The sequence below is a fragment of the Corynebacterium sp. UMB10321 genome (assembly GCF_030228725.1).
In the GTDB taxonomy this organism is placed as follows: domain Bacteria; phylum Actinomycetota; class Actinomycetes; order Mycobacteriales; family Mycobacteriaceae; genus Corynebacterium; species Corynebacterium pseudogenitalium.
This window is the reverse complement of record NZ_JASOZC010000004.1, coordinates 12,997-29,777: the sequence shown is the minus strand read 5'-3', so window position 1 is coordinate 29,777 and position 16,781 is coordinate 12,997. Positions and strand designations below refer to the sequence as shown.

Annotated in this window: 13 protein-coding genes and 2 pseudogenes; 6 read left to right on the top strand and 9 right to left on the bottom strand. The window is 63.5% G+C overall.

Translation table 11 applies throughout. The features are described from left to right. Window positions 1-65: 65 nt before the first annotated feature. The 4 genes and pseudogenes from QP752_RS05505 to QP752_RS05490 all read left to right on the top strand — a co-directional run. Window positions 66-1,307, top strand: a pseudogene (locus QP752_RS05505) (glutaminase); the annotation flags it as partial. Further along, window positions 1,299-1,721, top strand: coding sequence for an SRPBCC domain-containing protein (locus QP752_RS05500; protein WP_255366105.1), 423 nt, complete (start codon window positions 1,299-1,301; stop codon window positions 1,719-1,721). The pseudogene QP752_RS05505 and the gene QP752_RS05500, both read left to right, overlap by 9 nt. 314 nt (window positions 1,722-2,035) lie before the next feature. Next, window positions 2,036-3,745, top strand: a complete 1,710-nt coding sequence (locus QP752_RS05495) for a bifunctional 3-(3-hydroxy-phenyl)propionate/3-hydroxycinnamic acid hydroxylase (protein WP_284804776.1) — start codon at window positions 2,036-2,038, stop codon at window positions 3,743-3,745. 97 nt (window positions 3,746-3,842) lie between these two features. After that, entirely contained in the window at window positions 3,843-4,493 is a 651-nt protein-coding gene (locus QP752_RS05490; protein WP_284804774.1) for a DUF6198 family protein, read from the top strand. Window positions 4,494-4,556: 63 nt separating this feature from the next. Here QP752_RS05490 and QP752_RS05485 read toward each other — a convergent pair whose 3' ends face one another. The 7 genes from QP752_RS05485 to QP752_RS05455 form a co-directional block, all read right to left on the bottom strand. Then, window positions 4,557-5,954, bottom strand: coding sequence for an MFS transporter (locus tag QP752_RS05485; protein WP_070363329.1), 1,398 nt, complete (start codon window positions 5,952-5,954; stop codon window positions 4,557-4,559). Between the two features lie 31 nt (window positions 5,955-5,985). Beyond that, entirely contained in the window at window positions 5,986-6,687 is a 702-nt protein-coding gene (locus QP752_RS05480) for a putative quinol monooxygenase (RefSeq protein WP_070363328.1), read from the bottom strand. Continuing rightward, the gene (locus QP752_RS05475; RefSeq protein WP_284804772.1) at window positions 6,684-7,751 is read right to left on the bottom strand and encodes a VOC family protein; all 1,068 of its coding nucleotides are present in this window, start codon (window positions 7,749-7,751) and stop codon (window positions 6,684-6,686) included. Before QP752_RS05475 ends, QP752_RS05480 begins: the two co-directional genes overlap by 4 nt. Before the next feature lie 15 nt (window positions 7,752-7,766). Further along, a complete protein-coding gene (locus QP752_RS05470; protein WP_256001448.1) occupies window positions 7,767-8,327 on the bottom strand; it encodes an aromatic-ring-hydroxylating dioxygenase subunit beta in 561 nt (186 codons plus the stop codon). A 36-nt stretch (window positions 8,328-8,363) separates the two neighbouring features. Beyond that, complete coding sequence (locus tag QP752_RS05465) at window positions 8,364-9,755, bottom strand: aromatic ring-hydroxylating dioxygenase subunit alpha (protein ID WP_070363325.1); 1,392 nt, start codon at window positions 9,753-9,755, stop codon at window positions 8,364-8,366. 359 nt (window positions 9,756-10,114) lie between these two features. Then, window positions 10,115-12,406: a hypothetical protein gene (locus tag QP752_RS05460; protein ID WP_284804770.1), complete on the bottom strand. Its 2,292-nt coding sequence runs from the start codon at window positions 12,404-12,406 to the stop codon at window positions 10,115-10,117. Between the two features lie 33 nt (window positions 12,407-12,439). Then, a complete protein-coding gene (locus tag QP752_RS05455) occupies window positions 12,440-13,015 on the bottom strand; it encodes a TetR/AcrR family transcriptional regulator (RefSeq protein WP_070479017.1) in 576 nt (191 codons plus the stop codon). Between the two features lie 50 nt (window positions 13,016-13,065). Here QP752_RS05455 and QP752_RS05450 point away from each other — a divergent pair, with 50 nt between their 5' ends. After that, complete coding sequence (locus QP752_RS05450) at window positions 13,066-14,235, top strand: alpha-amylase family protein (RefSeq protein ID WP_070363322.1); 1,170 nt, start codon at window positions 13,066-13,068, stop codon at window positions 14,233-14,235. Window positions 14,236-14,248: 13 nt separating this feature from the next. Here the strand turns inward: QP752_RS05450 and QP752_RS05445 are convergent, their stop codons facing one another. After that, on the bottom strand, window positions 14,249-14,776 hold the full coding sequence (locus tag QP752_RS05445) for a hypothetical protein (protein ID WP_070363321.1): 528 nt from the start codon (window positions 14,774-14,776) through the stop codon (window positions 14,249-14,251). Between the two features lie 41 nt (window positions 14,777-14,817). Continuing rightward, a pseudogene (locus tag QP752_RS05440) lies at window positions 14,818-16,138 on the bottom strand (M20/M25/M40 family metallo-hydrolase). Between the two features lie 51 nt (window positions 16,139-16,189). Here QP752_RS05440 and QP752_RS05435 point away from each other — a divergent pair. Beyond that, window positions 16,190-16,777, top strand: a complete 588-nt coding sequence (locus QP752_RS05435) for a TetR/AcrR family transcriptional regulator (RefSeq protein ID WP_070479015.1) — start codon at window positions 16,190-16,192, stop codon at window positions 16,775-16,777. Window positions 16,778-16,781 lie beyond the last annotated feature (4 nt).

The following is a 16,781-nucleotide window of genomic DNA, read 5'->3' as shown; positions in this document are numbered from 1 at the left end:
TACCACCCAACATCCCACATGTGGGATGTTATGTGGGATGTTATGTGGGAAGTAAGCTGGTCGGCATGCCAACCCCAGTGCCTGCGTACCTCGATAAGATCCTCGACCTCGTCCGCGACGACGACGCCGGCGAGCTCGCCGACTACATCGAGTCGCTGCGCACCGCCGACCCGGACAAGCTCGGCCTCGCCGTGTGCACCACGTCCGGCCACCTGTACTCCGTCGGCGACGACAGCTACGAGTTCTCCATCCAGTCGATCTCGAAGCCGTTCGTGTACGCCCTCGCGCTCGAGGAGCTCGGCGCGCAGGAGGTGCACAAGGTTGTGGGGGTTGAGCCCTCAGGGGAGGCCTTCAACGCCATTTCTCTTGACGACGCCACCAACCGGCCCTCAAACCCCATGATCAATGCGGGCGCCATCGCCGTGAACCAGCTCATCAACGGGGCGGATTCGAGTGTCGAAGACCGCGTCGAGAAGATTCGGTCGTTCTTTTCCCGCCTTGCGGGCCGTGAACTGCGCATCGACCAAAACATCCTCGACGACGAGCTGGCAACCGCGCACCGCAACCTGTCCATCGCGCACTTGCTACGGGAGTTCGGGATGGTGCAGGACCAGGCCCACGACGCCGTGAACTCGTATACGCAGCAGTGCTCCATCCTGGTCACCGTCCGCGACCTCGCCGTGATGGCCGCCACCTTGGCCAACGGCGGCGTCCAGCCGATCACCGGCGAGCGCATCATGTCCGCTGCGGCTAGCCGGGTGACACAGGCCGTGATGACGTCCGCCGGCATGTACGACGGCTCCGGCCGCTGGATGGTCAACGTGGGCATCCCCGCCAAGTCGGGCGTGGCCGGTGGCCTCATCGGCACGATGCCGGGGCAGCTCGGCATCGCGTCGCTCAGCCCGCGCCTGGACAAACAGGGCAACTCGGTACGCGGCGTGAAGATCTTCCGCGAGCTTTCCGAATCCCTCGGCCTCAACCTGATGAGCGCCGACTACTACGCGGCGCCAGGGATCCGGACGGTGGATCGTCGAGAAGCGAAGACCGTCGTGCAGCTCCAGGGCATGATCAACTTCACTGCCGCCGAGAAAATCCTCCACGACCTCGGCGAATACCGCCTCGCCGGCAACCGCCTGGTGCTCGACGTCTCCCACGTCACCTCCTTCAACAAGGCCGGGCGCCTGCTGATTAAAGAAGGCATCAAGCAGATCCGCGACCAAGGTTTCGACGTCTCCATCTACGACCCCGACGGCGCCATGCCCGACTACGAGTTCTCCGACGGCACCAAATTCCGCGCCGTGAAGGACTTCTCCACCTCCTTCGAGGTCCCGGCGAGCCGCACCGAAGTCTTCCGCGCCATCACCAGGCCACAGGAGTGGTGGGACGAAACCATCGAGGGCTCCGCCGACACCGCCGGCGGCGAGTTCCACTTCCAAAACGACGACCAATTCGCCGAGCTCTACGTCTCCGAAGCCGAGCAGGGCGACCGCCTCGTCTGGCGCGTCGAGCCCACCGGCAACCTGCTCGAGGACCCCGAGTGGGACGACACCGACATCATCTTCGAGCTTGAAGACGCCCCCGACGGCGACACCCGCGTCAAATTCACCCACCGCGGCATGCACCCGCACGAGGAAGGCTACGAGGAGGCCGCCGCCGACTGGAAGGCGCGTCTCCGCGACAAGTTGGAGCCGCTGATCAAGCGCGAGAGCAAATCTGAGTAGACTGCGCACCAAATTCCCTCACGTACCCTAGGTGACCTGGTCTTTTGCAAACCCGACTCCCCAAAATCCCGGAATTTGGTGCAAAGCCGGGGCGCTATGACACCAAATTCCCTCACGGCCTTCTCCTGACCTGCTAAAACGTCGAGCACCCCGAGAAAATTAAGGAATCTGGTGCGCGCACCCACTCTCACATGTTCCGAAAAACGGAATTGGAGATGCGTCAACTTGCTCCTGTGATTAGAACTAGAAACACATGTGAAAGTGAGGTGACTCACTGCGCTGGATCTATTGTCGAAAGTCAAGGAGCGAACACCATGGGAGAGTTGAAAGCAGACGTTGATGTGCTGGTCATCGGTACGGGACCGGTTGGCCTAGCGCTGGCGAACCTGCTTGGCATCCGTGGTGTTTCGGTCGCGGTCATGGAGAAGCGTGACCAGCTGATTGACTACCCGCGCGGGGTGGGCCTCGACGACGAGTCCATGCGCACTATCCAGGCGATGGGCCTGGCGGAGGAGTTCCGGCCGTACACGATTCCGCATCACATCATGCGCTTGGTCGATGGTGCCGGCAACGTCATCCTGACGAATAACCCGCAGGGTGAGCCGTATGGGTGGCCTCGTAAGTTTGGGTTCCTGCAGCCGCTGGCGGATAAGGCTTCCTTCGATGGGTTGGCGAGGTTCCCGCACGTCACCACCACGTTTGGTCGTGAGCTGGTGAAGATCGAGGAGGTCGATGGTGGCGTCCGCGCGACCTTTGAGGTCGTGCGTGGTGAAGAGGGGGAGGAGCGCACGGGCGAGCAGGAGCAGATCACCGCGAGGTACCTCGTTGGTTGTGAGGGCGGCCGTTCGTTTACTCGGAAGTGGATGGGGACGGAGTTTGAGGGGAAGTCGCCGTCGACAAGGTGGGTTGTTGTTGACGTCAACAATGATCCGCTGGGCGCCCCGAATGTGTACCTCGGTGCCGACCCGAACCGCCCGTACGTGTCCATTGGCCTGCCGCGCGGGGTGCGTCGTTGGGAGTTCATGCTGTTCGACGACGAGCCGACCGAGAAGGTCGACGAGGATGCCTTCATTGAGGAGCTGCTGTCGGAGCACATCCCGGAGGGCACGAAGCTGGACGTGATCCGCCGCCGCGTGTTCACGCACCACGGCCGGATGGCGCGGACGTTCCGGAAGGGCAACGTGCTCATTGCCGGTGACGCGGCGCACTTGATGCCGGTGTGGATGGGCCAGGGGTACAACTCGGGTATCCGCGACGTGACGAACCTGTCGTGGAAGCTCGCCGGCGTGCTGCAGGGCAACTTCAGCCCGGAGTTGCTGGATACCTACGATGTCGAGCGCCGCGACCACGCCAAGGCCATGATCGATTTGTCGATGACGTTCGGCACGGTGATTAAGCCGACGGATAAGAAGGTGGCGTTCGTGCGCGACACGGCGGCGAAGCTGATGAACCTTTCGCCGCGTGTCAAGGAGTACTTCGCGGACATGAAGTTCAAGCCGGTGCCGCGCTACGGCCGTGGCGCGGTGGTGGATCAGGCGACGTTGAAGCCTGGTGTTGCGGATCGTTCGAATGATCCGTCGCATCGCCCGCGCATCGTCACGTCGCGCGTTGCGGTGAACAAGATGTCGCCGGTGGGCCTGCAGATCATCCAGCCGAAGGTCGAGTACAACGGCGCCGAGGTGCTTCTCGACGACGCCTTGGGCCTCAACCACGCCGTGGTGACCTGGGGCGTGGACCCGGCCTGCCTGTTCACGCCGGAGCAGCTCGCTGAGATGGCAAAGGCGAACGTCAAACTGGTGTGTGCGGTCAGCCCGACGCAGGTCGAGTGGGCGAAGGAGTACGCGTCGGCGGACACCGAGGTTGTCTCGGACATCACGGGTGCGCTGAAGGGCTTCTTTGATACCCGCGCGGTTGGTACGGTGCTTGTCCGCCCGGACAGGTTCGTTGCGGTGGCAACGCTCAACGCCCAGGCAAGTAAGGCGTGGGAGGCGTACAAGCAGGCTGCAAGCATGCGCGTGCAGTAATTACTACTGACTACTTCAGGGGCACTCAGACAGGAATGTTTGGGTGTCCCTGGTGTTTAACAAGTCCTTAACAAGCCTTAACAAGGAGGTATCGCAAGTGAGCGACTCGAAACACTCGGCGCGGCCGAGAGACTACGCATATTCAGTGTTCGCCATTGTGGTGATGATGGCCGGTACCGCCCTTGTGACGACCAGTCAGCTCGGGACGCCGCCGGTCTCGTCACCGGTGTACGCGATGACGCTGATCGGTGGGCTGAGCTTTGGCGGGTGGACGTTTGCGCTGAACCTGTTCCTCATTGCGGCGCAGTGGGTGATGCTGCGCCAGGACTTCCCGCGCAGGTACTGGCTGCAGCTGCCCGCGCTGCTTGTCGGCAGCGTGAGCTTGGACTTGTGGATGTATGTGTGCCGCCCTTTGGCATCGACGAATTACGCGGCGCAGGTTGCGCTCGTCGCGGTCGGGTTGGTGGTGCTCGGCTTTGGCGTGGCGATTCTGGCTACTGCCAACGCCGTCTTCCTGCCGGGCGAGGGCTTCGTCGCTACCGTTGCGACGCTGCGTCGAAAACCGTTCTACAAGGTCAAGCTAGTCTTCGACATCGTGTGTGTGTTGCTGGCGTTGGTGCTTTCCGTCGTGTGGGTCGGCCATTTTGAAGCTGCCCGTGAGGCGACGATCGTCTCGGCGCTGACTCTCGGGTTTATCGTGGGGGCGTTCACCCCGGTTGCCCGGCGGCTGGTGAAGCCGGTCGACTAAGGCAATAAGAAAATACCCCAGAGTAGCTCCGGGGTATTTTTTCGTGCTGTGTGAGCCCTTGACCTAGCCCTTGAACATATTCGTCTTGGTGAAGCGCTCCGCGTGGCCCATGCTCTGAGCGGTTTCCTTGGAGAAGTAAATCGCCAGCGAGGAAATCACGAAGAGGACCGAGATGATGATGGCCAGCGGGGTCAGGCCGGTCTCCGGGGAGACGAAGCGGGTCGCGACCAGCGGTGCGGTACCAGCGCCGAGGATGGACGCCGCCTGGTAGGTGATACCGGAGCCGGTGTAGCGCAGCTCGGGGACGAACTTCTCGGAGATGAATGCGCCGATCGGGCCGTACTGTGCGGGCTGGACCACGCATACGAGCAGGACCATGCCGATCCAGATCTTGGTTGGGTCACCGGAGTCGATCATGTTGAAAACGATCCAGATGCCGATGATGGAGACCAAACCACCGGCCAGCATGACGCGGCGTCGTCCGAGGCGGTCAGACAGGGCGGCGAGGCCCGGCATGACGAAGATCGCGATGGCGGAACCAACGGTAACCATCATCAGCGCAGTCGAGCGGCCGACTGGCGTTTCAGTTTCAGCGGTCGCGTTCACGATGTACGGCACCATAAACGAGCCCTGCAGACCTTGCACGAACAGTGCGGCGGTGCCGGCGAGCGCACCGAGGACCAGCTCGCGCGGAGCCTCCTTCAGCATGCGGACCAGCGGCACACCGGTATGCACCTTGCCGGCGCGCCGGGCGGCTTCGAACTCTGGGGACTCTTTCACGTTGGCGCGCATGAACAGGCCGACGATGACGATGGCTGCGGAGAACAGGAACGGAACGCGCCAGCCCCAGTCGGTGATGAAGTACTGCTCGGGGTTGGCGAAGTTGTCGCCGGAAGCCTTCGCGAAGATCGCGAGGACCAGCGTCGACAAGATGGCGCCTGCTGGGCCGCCAGCGATAGCGACGGAGGCGCCGAAGCCCTTGTTCTTGGCGGTGGAGTTCTCCATGGCCATCAGGGTGGCGCCGGCCCATTCGCCGCCGATCGCCATGCCCTGGATGATGCGCAGGATGACCAGCAGAATCGGAGCGGCCGGCCCAATCATCTGCGAGGACGGCATCAAACCGATCGAAATGGACACCAGACCCATCGTCATGAGCGTGATGACCAGCACGTTTTTACGGCCGTACTTGTCGCCGAAGTGGCCGAACGCCATCGAACCAATCGGGCGGGAGAGGTAGCCGGTGAGCAAGATGACGAAGGAGAGCATCGTGCCCAGCTTCGGGTCGATGTTCGCGAAGAAGAGCTGCGGGAACACCAGGCCAGCTGCGGCTGCGTAGAGCAGGAAGTCGTAGTACTCCACGGTGGAGCCGAGGAAGGACGAACCAAGGGCGAGGCGCCGCTCTTTCGGCGTGCGCTCATGCTTCGCGAGGTCTACCGGCGGGGCATGGGTGATGTTAGTCATGTGGGTCTCCTGAAAGGGATGGGGTGGTCAGCTAGCGCGCGGACCACGCAACGGAGTGGGAATAGTTTTCGGTTGCCTCAGGGAGGAGGCGTCCGTAGTGGTACTCGAAGGGCTGCTGGCGGTAGAACTCGCGGGTAAGTTCTCCGCGCTGCGGCGTGGCGGCCTCGCGTCCGGAGTTGCCGCGGTACTCGCCCGTGGCCATGCGCCCGAACCAGTGATGGTCGTAGATTGTCTGGTCCGCCCACACCTCAAGCAGCATGAGGTGATTGGGCAGTTCCAGGTTCTCCATCCACGCGTAGTAGAGGCAGCCCGGCTCACGGCGGGTCTCGGTGATTTCCTGGGCGGTCAGCGCGCGCATCTCAGGGTTTTCGACGAAAGCGTTCTGGATGACAATGCTGACTGGCCCGCGCGCCGGCCACATGATGCGGGCGTCGTAGCCCGCTTCTGGGGCCCACACGCCGTCGGCGAGGACGTACTTGGACTGCTCGTAGATCTCCGTCGTGCCGTCCTGCACGAATGTGTGCAGGTTCGGGAGTTCCGGCAGCTTCTCGACGATCTCTGCGTAGTCGGACACGTTCGCCGCGAGAATCGCGACGGCGTAGTCCTCGTCCTCGACCGCCAGGGTTTGATAGGCCTCGGCTTCCTTGATTCCGTCGCGCTGGCGGAGGGATGCGACGTCGTGAAGAAGCTTTTCTGGAGCGTCGGTGGCTCCGCGATGAACGATGCGGATCATACGAGCTCCTCGAAGTCGACGATCCAGTCGGGTGCGGCGAACTCCGGCTTCGGTGGCTCGCGGCGCGCGACGATCTCGATGAGGTAGCCGCCGAGCGCGTCGAAGGTGTCGAAGTAGCCGAACTCGGCGGCGCCGCCGCGCAGGTTAGAGCCCATGCACAGTGGGTGGCCAGCCTCGGTCATGGAGGCGACGACCTCGTCCCACTCGGAGTCCTCCGTGGTCATCCACGCGAAGTAGTGGTGGATGCCCGGGCCGCGCTCATCGAAGAATTCGCGGTTGTAGTGGCAGTCGCCGTGGTTGACGGAGATGATCTCGAAGCCGAAGTCACCGGCGGTGCCCTGGGCGGTGAAGTAGCCGGTGTCGCCGTCCTTGCCACGGTAGTACGGCTTGTCCAGGCGGCCGAAGCCGGTCTCCCACGTCTTCATCTCGTAGCGCTGGATGCCGAAGACGTCGCGGTAGTGCGGCAGCGCCGCCATGACGTCGTGCACGAGGACACCGAAGTGGTACATGCCCTGCACCGGTTGAGTCGGGCGGGTGTCGGTGCTCACCTGGGCCGGGTCGGCGGCGGTTGCCGGAAGCATCTCGACGAGGAAGCCGCCCAGGTTCTCGCGCGTGTCGTAGAAGGTGCGCGTGGCGCCGTCGACAGTTGCTGTGTAGGCGATGTCGTAGCCGAGCGCCTTGAAGTGCTCCGCGACCGCCTCGTCGTTGGCCGCGGTGGAGCGGACCTGCAGGAACGCGATGCCTTCGCGCTTGGTGCGCAGGAACTCGTTGAAGGGGCTCTCGCCGCCGGTTGGTTCGATGAGCTCGAAGGTAAGGCTCGACGCCGGGCGTCCGCCTGGGCCCTTCTCGCCGTTGACGGCAGGGGTGGTGCCGACGGCGCTCCGCCAGGTGCCCGGGGTCGTCGCCAGGCGTCGACCGTGCGCTACTGCGTCGGTTGGCGCGTGCTCGGCGATGTCCCAGTCGGTAATGCCGTAGATGCGGGAGTAATCCTTGATTTTGGCGTCGAGATCATAGACGACAACGCCGATGCGCAGGAGGTTCGTGGTTTCAATCTGTGTACTCAAGAGCGTTTCCTTTCTTTAGTAGAACAGAGACAAGTTCTTGACGAGGATGGTTGCCATATCGAAGCGGATCTCACGTTCGAGCACCAGGAATCCGTAACGCGATTCCGGTGCCCGCACGATGACATCGCGGCGCTCACCTGCGATGGTGTCCTCGTAGCGCTCTCCACGTGAGCGATAGATGAGGAAGTTCGAACGAACGGCGAAGGCGCCGTCGCTACGCTCGTCAATGCGCAGGTTGGTGAGCATGTGGCGTGAACGTGACGGCGGCTCCTCGGCCCACGCCATGTTGGTTTGCAGACGGACGACGCGCTGGCGCAGGAACTCCTTGGATTCCTCGAAGTAGACCGACGTCCCTTTCGGGTAGAACTCTTCCTTACGCTCACGGGCCACACGGTTTTCGCGGACCGGCGCCCAGTAGTCGACGTCGTCGTGCATGCAGTCGAGCCAGTCTTCCCACTGCATGTTGTCCATCATTTCGGCTTCGTCGTACAGGAAGCGCGCGATGAGGCGCTCATCTTCCGCACCCGCAGGGGCCTGGGTCACTGCCTCTGACGCTTGCGTGTTGTTGCTCGCCATGGGTTTCTCCTTCAAAGGTCGTGTAAAAGCTAGGGACTAATCGACGTTGCCTTCGTAAGCACCGTCAGAGGCTGCAGCTGCCGCTGCTGCTTCCGGATCCATCACCTTGGTGAAGTCTCGCTGGTCAACCTCCGGAACGCCCCCTCGTTCGGCCTTGAGCTGTTCCCAAGACTTGTCTTCCATCAGGTCGCGGTAGAAGCCGTACATGTTCAGCGCGGCGTTGTCCGAGTAGACATGTGCCGTGGACGCGCCTGGGTAGCCGTCATCGTCGTAGCTGACGGGGACGCGGCGCATGTTGTAGGTGAAGCCGGTCTCGCGGGACTTCGCGCCGCGGAGGATGTGCTGCATCTCCTCCCAGTTCTCGGCGTCGTCCTGCTCGAACATGCCGCCAGGGGAGAAGGTGCGCATGACGTCGACACGGATGGCTTCCTTGACCTCTTCCGGCGCGTCCTTTGGCACGAACGCCCAGGACCAGATCTCCATCTCGTTCGGGCCACGCGGGTGGGTGACGCGGAAGGTGTAGTTGCCCAGCAGCATGAAGTTGGGGAAGACGTTCATGTGGCCGCGGACCTCGCGGAACTCACCGAGGCGCTCCACGATGGAGTCGCGGATGGTGTTCTCCCACTCGATCAGCGCAGGGCCGGTGTTGGGGATCTCCGCGTCACGCTTGCCGAAGAACGCACCGCCGTGACCGTACGGGCTGAGGAACTGGCGGCCCTCCGGGACCTTCTTGCGGCCGGTCTTGCGGTCGAAGGTGTCCGAGCCGGAGCTGAGCGCCTCCACCGCGGAGACGTGGGAGATCTCCGAGTGCTGCATGTCGGACGTCGGCTGCTCAACGTTGAACTTCCAGTTCGCCGGCAGGACCCACTTGTGTACAGCGATGGCTTCCATGCCGCCCTCGTAGCGGTCCATGTAGCCGTCCAGGTAGTACTTCGCGTTGCCCAGGTACTCCTCCAGCGGCGGGATCGTCTCATCCCAGGAGCCGAAGATGAAGCCCTTGTAGTTCTCGATGCGCGGCACCTTGATTGCCGACAACTTCGACTTATCGATGCCCTCCGGGTACGCATTGTTCTCATGCGGGATGTTGGTCAAGTTGCCCTCAAGGTCGTAAGACCAGCCGTGGAAGGAACACATGAAGGACTTCGCCTGACCGCGGTCAGCGCGGCAGATACGCATACCGCGGTGGCGACACTGGTTCAGGAACGCCTTGACCTCGCCGGACTTCTGGCGCACAACAATGACCGGGTCCTCACCAATGTAAGTCTGGATGTAGGACCCGCGCTTCGGCAGCATCGACTCGTGCGCAAGGAACACCCAGGTACGCTGCCAGACGGTCTCCAACTCCTGGCGGTAGATGTCCTCGTCGGCGAAAATCTTGCCGGAAACGTATCCTCCGACCGGATCAATGAGTTCTGCGATCTTACTCATAGCCACTTCCCCTCTGTGATCTGTGTCATCTGTGGGAGTGACTTTAAACGGAAGAATAATTGGCTAAAACCCACGTTCCAGTCAATGGAACACCCCCGGCGGGCATAAAAGGAGGGGCCTCGGGGCTCAAAGTTCAGCCTGGGGTAGTCTTTCCGACTCTTCCCGGGAGCCAGTGCCAAAAGACGCAAGCCTAAACATCTAGCGCTTTTATTACCAGCTAGTATGAATAGCTAGCCCAAAAGAGGTTGCGTCCATTGGCACTCAGACCTTCTCTATGCACACCAAATTCCCTCACTCGCCTCCCGCGACCAGGGCTTTTCCAAATCCGCCTGCAGAAAACAAGGAATCTGGTGCGCGCGCTACATCCTCGGCAGTCGCACGCCCGGAATCAGGTCCGCGTACGCCGCACCGCCGAACCCAAGCGCCAGCAGCAGCGGCAGGATCAGCCACAGCCAACTACTTGCCGACGACCCCTCCGCCCCACTCGCAGCCCCTTCCGTCTGCTGCGTTGGTTTGGCCTGCTGCGTAGTTTCCGGCGCCTGGCTAGTTGTCCGCGGGGCGGAACTTTCAGCAGTGGGTTCTGTCTCCTCCGTTGTCCGCGCGGCGGACACCTCCGATGAGGTCGGGGCAGACGTTGTCGCTGGTGTTGAGGTTGCCGCGGACACCTCAACACCTGGCTTTGCGGCTTCAGTTGTCCGCGGGGCAGACTGCTGGCTCGAAGGGATTTCAGTCGGGGTTGTCCGCGCGGCGGAATCTTCAGCGGTCGGTTCTGTCTCCTCCGTTGTCCGCGCGGCGGACACCTCGGACGAGGTTGTAGGGGCCACGGCTACCGTGGACAGCTTTGCCGAAGTGGTTGTCCGCGCGGCGGACACCTCCGAGGTTGGGGTGGACGTTGTCGCTGGTGTTGAGGTTGCCGCGGACACCTCAACACCTGGCTTTGCGGCTTCAGTTGTCCGCGGGGCAGACTGCTGGCTCGAAGGGATTTCAGTCGGGGTCGTCCGCGCGGCGGACACCTCCGATGAGGTCGGGGCAGACGTTGTCGCTGGTGCTGGGGTTGCCGCGGACACCTCGGTCACGGTCGTTGGAGTCACCTCAGTCTCGGACGGCTCGGTTGTCTCGGCTTCAGGCTTGTTGATGTACTGCTGCAGCAGCTTCTGCAAATCGAGCATGTCCTGCTCGAGTTTCTTTGCCTCGTCGAGGTTGTGGGTGAGCTCGTCGATATCGATTTGATCTTCGGGTTCGGCGGAAGTGTCTGCAGGTTCAACGCTTTCGGAAGCTTCGGGTGTCCGCGGGGCGAACTCCTCCGGAGTTGAAGTAGACGTTGTCGCTGGTGTTGAGGTTGCCGTGGACAGGTCCGTAGTTGGCTCTGTTGTTTCCGGTGTTTCCGGTGTCCGCGGGGCGGACTCCTCTGAGGAGGTTGCGGGAGATTCAGGGGTAGTAGGCGCTTCAGATTCCGACGGTTCCGGTGTCCGCGGGGCGGACTCCTCGGTCGGCTCGGCAGCCGCAGAAGGCTCTACCGTCGCAGAAGGCTCGGCAGTCTCGGTCTCAGAGGGCTCAACACCCTCCGGCGCCGAAGGCTCGGTCTCCGCGGGCGCGTTCTTCAGTTCCTCCAGCGCGGCGGCTTTGTCGGCGATGCGTTTGGTGGCGTCGGTGATTTCGTTGTCCACGGCGCGGAGGGCGCGTTCGAGGGTCCACTTGTCGGCGTTGTGCCAGAAGCCGGTGAATGGGTTGCGCTCTTGCCATCCGGTGAGTGCGGCGAGGTTGGCTTCGATGTTGGCCTTGCGGTGGGTGGCGGCTTCGAGGGTGCTGTTGGCGAACTCGAGCTGTCGAGAAGCGTCGTCGATGTTGGTGGGGGTGGTGGCGTCGTAGCGGTCGGCGCCGTGGCCCTCGTGCGAAGGCGTTGCTGCTTCGACGGTTTCGAAGAGTTCGATGGAGCGGGTGATGTTGTCCAGGCGGGCTTGTTCGAGGTCGAGTTTGGCTTTGCGGGCGTCGCGACGGTTCTTCAGGCCCTCGAGCTCCTTGGTGTTGGAGGGGGCGAGCCAGCTGAACCAGCTGGAGTCGACTTCTTTTTTGCGTTTGGTGTAGGCGGAGTCGGCTTCGTCGAAAAGTGCTTGGCGCTTGGCCACTGCCTCCTGCTGCGCGGTGATGCTCTCAAGGGCTTCGCGCAGGTTGGTGGGCAGGGCGACGGGTTTGATGTCGGGTTCGGGGGCGTCTTCGTAGGCGGATGGGTCTTTGCCGTTGAAGTCCTCGAGCTGCTTCTTGGTCACGGCGAGTGTTTTGCGTGCGGCGTCGAGGGAGGTCTTGGTGGTGCGGACGAGGAGTTCGGCGGAGTCGACGAGCAGTTTCTGCTGGTCGTACTCGGCTTGCTTGGCCTTCTTGTTCTCCTCGCCGATGGCGAGGACGACGCCCCAGCGCTTCATCTCGAGGACAGCCTGCGCGCCCTTGAGCGCCAGGTCGGCTTTCCATAGCTGGGATTCGAGTTCGGCGACTTTGGCTTCGCCCTTTTCGACGAGCCCCTGCAACGCCTGCCCGCCGAGGCCGAGGAGGCCTTGCGCTTCGGCGTAGTGGGCGGTGGGGTTGATGGTGGCGGGGACGGTGACGGCGGTGCCGGTCAGGGCGACAACGAGGGCGCCGGAGGTCAACTTGTGCATGCGCAAAGTTTAGGGGATAGACCTCTCGAAGTGCTACTTCTGTGTAGCGGCGAGTGCCCCCGTGAGTGCGCCGATGGCGGTGTCGATGATGTCGTCGCGTTCGGGGGCGGGGCAGCTTTCGTCGACCCAGTCGATGCAGACGGCGTCGAGGAAGCCGAGCATCCCGGATGCGGCGCGTGCGGCGTGCTCGTCGTCGCGGCCCAGCAGGGAGCACAGCGTTTCGACGGAGGCGTCGCGCATCTCAATGCGCAGGTTGATTGCCTCGGTGGGTTCGGCGCCGCCGCGGCGACCGGCCAGCCACACGAACGGGTGCTCGGCGACGTGGTTGAGGTAGCGCTCCAGGGTGCTGCGCAGAGCCTCGTGGGTGTCGGTGTTGGGGTCGAGGTGGTCGTCGAAAAGCGGCTGGGTGTGTGCCTTGAGGAAAGCGGTGTAGAGCCCTGCCTTGGATTCGAAGTAGTGGAAGAGGAGGCCTTGGGACACACCGCAGGCGTCGGCGATGTCCTGGGTGGAGACTTCCACGTAAGGTGTGGTGGAGAAGATGTCCGTGGCAGCGGCGAGGATTTCTTCCTGGCGTTGCTCGACGCTGAGCCTCCGTCGTGGTTGTGTCATGGACACCACCCTACAGTACTGAGCTTTGCTCAATAGAAAGTGTGAGGAACTTGTCCACGTCAGACATTATCTGGTGGCACGTCTACCCGCTGGGCGCCACGGGCGCACCGATCCGCGAGGAGCACGACGAAGCGCCGCGCCTGCGGCAGCTCGAGCCCTGGTTGGACTACCTGATCGAGCTCGGCTGCAACGGGCTGCTGCTCGGCCCGATTTTCAAATCGGTGTCCCACGGCTATGACACGCTGGACCACTTCCAGATCGACCCCCGCCTGGGCACCAACGAGGACTTCGACCACCTGATGGCCGCCTGCCGCGAGCGCGGCATCCACGTGATGCTCGATGGCGTGTTCAACCACGTCGCGCGCACCCACCCGCTGGTGGCGCAGGGCCTGGCCGGCGACACGGACTGGGAAGGCCACGGCGAGCTGGCCACCCTCCACCACGAGGACCCGCGCGTGGCGGACCTGGTCACCGACGTCATGTGCTACTGGCTCGAACGCGGCATCACGGGCTGGCGCCTGGACGTGGCGTACTCGGTGCCGCCGGAGTTCTGGCGCACCGTGCTGGCGCGCGTGCGCGAGCGCTTCCCGGACGCGCTCTTCCTGGGCGAGGTCATCCACGGCGACTACGCCGAGATCGCCGCGGCGGGCACCCTGGACACCGTCACTCAATACGAGCTGTGGAAGGCCCTGTGGTCCTCCATCAAGGACGTGAACTTCTGGGAGCTTGACCACGCGCTGGGCCGCCACCGCGACCTGTGCGAGCACATGGTGCCCAACACGTTCGTCGGCAACCACGACGTGGACCGGATTGCTTCGAAGGTGGGGCAGGACGGCGCGCTTGTGGCCACGGCGCTGCTCATGGCGCTGCCCGGCATGCCCAGCATCTACTACGGCGATGAGCAGGGCTTCGAGGGCCTGCGCGGGGAGGGGTTCGCCGCCGACGACCCCGTGCGCCCGCCGCTGCCAGCCAGCCCCGCGGAGCTTTCGAGTCTGGGGCAGTGGATCTTCGAGGAGCACAAGAAGCTCATCGCTTTTCGACGCCGCCACCGCTGGCTCGAAACCGCCACCCTCGAGGTGACCGACAAAACAAATGAGGCGATCACCGTGGCGCTCGAATCCGGTTCGGAGCGCGCGACGGTGACCGCCTGGCTCGACCCCGCGCCGGGCGTGCGCATCACGTCCGGGGGCGAGACCTGCTACGAGTGGTCTGCTGTCTAACCGCTAGAACGGCCTAGAACGGCAGGGAGGAACCCGGTGCGTACTTGGCCAGCAGCTCCCGGGCAATGACGGACAGGTCCGGCAGGCGCAGCGTGACCGCGCCCGCGACCGGCATGTCGAAGGTGGGCACGTTGGCGGGTGCCAGCGTGATCACAGGTGTGCCCTGCGGTGCGGGTGCGGGGGCCGGCTGGGCATTCTGCTGGGCAGGCTGCGCTGGCTGCGCGTTCTGCTGGGCAGGCTGCTGCTTATTTGCAGGCGCGCCCGTGGTGCCGCGCAGGCCGCAGCGGTTGGCGGCTTCCTCCACGCGGCCGAGCGCGGCCTGGATCTGCGGGCCGCGGCGGTCGAAGGCTGCGATGGTCTGGGCCTGGCGCTTCTTGGCGTTGAAGTCGGCGTCGTTGGTCCAGTAGCGGGATGCCTGATCGCAGGAGATCTGGCCTGCGGGAAGCTTTGCCAGGGCGTCGTCGATGGCGTCAGCGGAGGCCACGCCGGTAGAAACGGTGGCGGCCATGAGTGCGGTGAGTGCAGCTGTGCGAATTTTCATAGCCGCCAGTATGTCACATCAGCCCCATCTGTCACACCCGGTTAGGCGTCGAGGAAGCGCCGAATCAGGCTGCGGTAGGCGTCCACGGTGAGGTGAACGTCCTCGATATCCACGTATTCGTCGTGGCCATGCAGCAAATCCAGCACCTGACCCAGGTGACGCTCACGGGCGTGCATCGCAAATCCGTAGCCCACCCCGCCCTTGCGGCGCGCGAAGCGCAGGTCCGAGCCGCCGGCGGCGATAGTTGGGACCACCACGGCGTCGGGGAAGAACTCGGCGTAGGTCTCGCAGATCGCCTGATAGAGCGGCGAGTCGGTGGGGGAGATGGTGGCGTCCTCGGTGATGAGGTGCTGGATCTCCACCTCGCTGGCCAGGTCGCCGAGCGCCGTGCGCAGCTGCTCGTCGATCCACTCCTGGCTCTGGCCGGGCAGCGGGCGGATGTCCAGCTCCATGTAGGCCATGGACGGCAGTACGTTGATGGCCTCGCCCGCGCGCAGCACCGTCGGTGCGATGCTCAGGTGGCTCATGGCGTGCGAGTAGCGCGCCAGGTCGCCGAGCGCCTCGTAGCCTTCGCCGCGCAGCAGGGCGGCCTCGGTCTCGGGGTCGAATTTCCAGGCGCGGATGTAGTCCGGCCACGGCTGCTCGGTGGTCACGGAGGGCTGCACCGACGCGATACGGCGAGCAACCTCACCAATCTTGGTGACGGCCATGTCGCGGTCGTGCGGGGCGGAGCCGTGGCCGGCGTCCCCGCGCACCACGAGGCGGCGCTGGGCCGCGCCCTTCTCACCAATCACCACGACGATCGCGTCCGAGCCGTCGCGCACCGGCAGGTGGGAGCCGCCCTCCTCGGAGAGGCAGTTCTTCCAGCTGAACGGCTCCGGGTCGAGCTGCGAGAGGTAGCCGGCGCCGAGCCCGCCGCGCGCCTCCTCGTCCGCCACGCCCACGAAAGTCAGTGTGCCGCGCGGGCGTTTGCCGCTCAGGGCCACGTCGCGGGTGGCGGCGGCCATCGCGGCGGTGATGTACAGCATGTCGGTGGCGCCGCGGCCGTAGAGTCGGCCGTCGATAATTTCGGCGCCGAAGGGGTCGTGCGTCCACTGCTCCTTATCGACGGGCACTACGTCCGTGTGGCCGAGCAGCGTGAGGGGCTCCGCGGAGGGGTCGGTACCCTCGATGGTAAACGCGATAGACACCCTCCCATCTGTGGGTTCATACTTTTGGATGCGCACGGGAGCGCCGTCGAAAAACGATTCGAGCGTGGCCGCGTTGCGGTATTCTCCCCCCCGAAGTTGGGGTAAGGTCGTTGACACACGTATTTTGGATAAGGGTTCGTAAGAGATCCACTGTTGCGCTATGTAGGTTCATGTCTGGCATATTAGGTGCTTTTGTGGGCATCCAGAGAGGAGTTGGTGTCGTATGGCTCGAAGAGAACTCAGCCAGGACCCCCGCGCTGTGAAAACGCGGAACGCGATCATCAAGACAACTACCGAGTTGTTGAATGAGCACCGGGTTGAGGACATCACGGTGTCCCAGATTGTGAACGCGGCAGGGATGAGCCGCCAGGTTTTCTACGAGCACTTCAAGGACCGCGACGCCGCCGTCAAGGCAGCAATCCAGCGCGCGCTGGCCCCGGCGGTGAACGATTACATCGAGACGTATAAGAAGACCGGCGAGATGCCTCCTGCGCTGGAGGCGCTGTTCTCGCAGCTCGCCGAGGTTCGTTGCCTCTTGAGCCACGTGATTAACGGCCCGGCCCACGCCACGCTGATGGCTTGCTTTACAACGCCCGAGATGCCAATGCTGCACGACATGGTGACGGCGATGCGCGCCGAGGTCGTCCCGATGACCGACGAGGAAGCTGCCGACGTGGCTTCTTACCTGTGCTCCGGCGCGTTTTCGATCTTTATGAAGTCGGCGACTGAGTCCGAGAATTACGAGGAAGCCGTCAAACGCGCAATGAGCGTGTTCGGAGTGTTCGGTAGGGCAATGAGCTTGCCTCAGTGAGGTA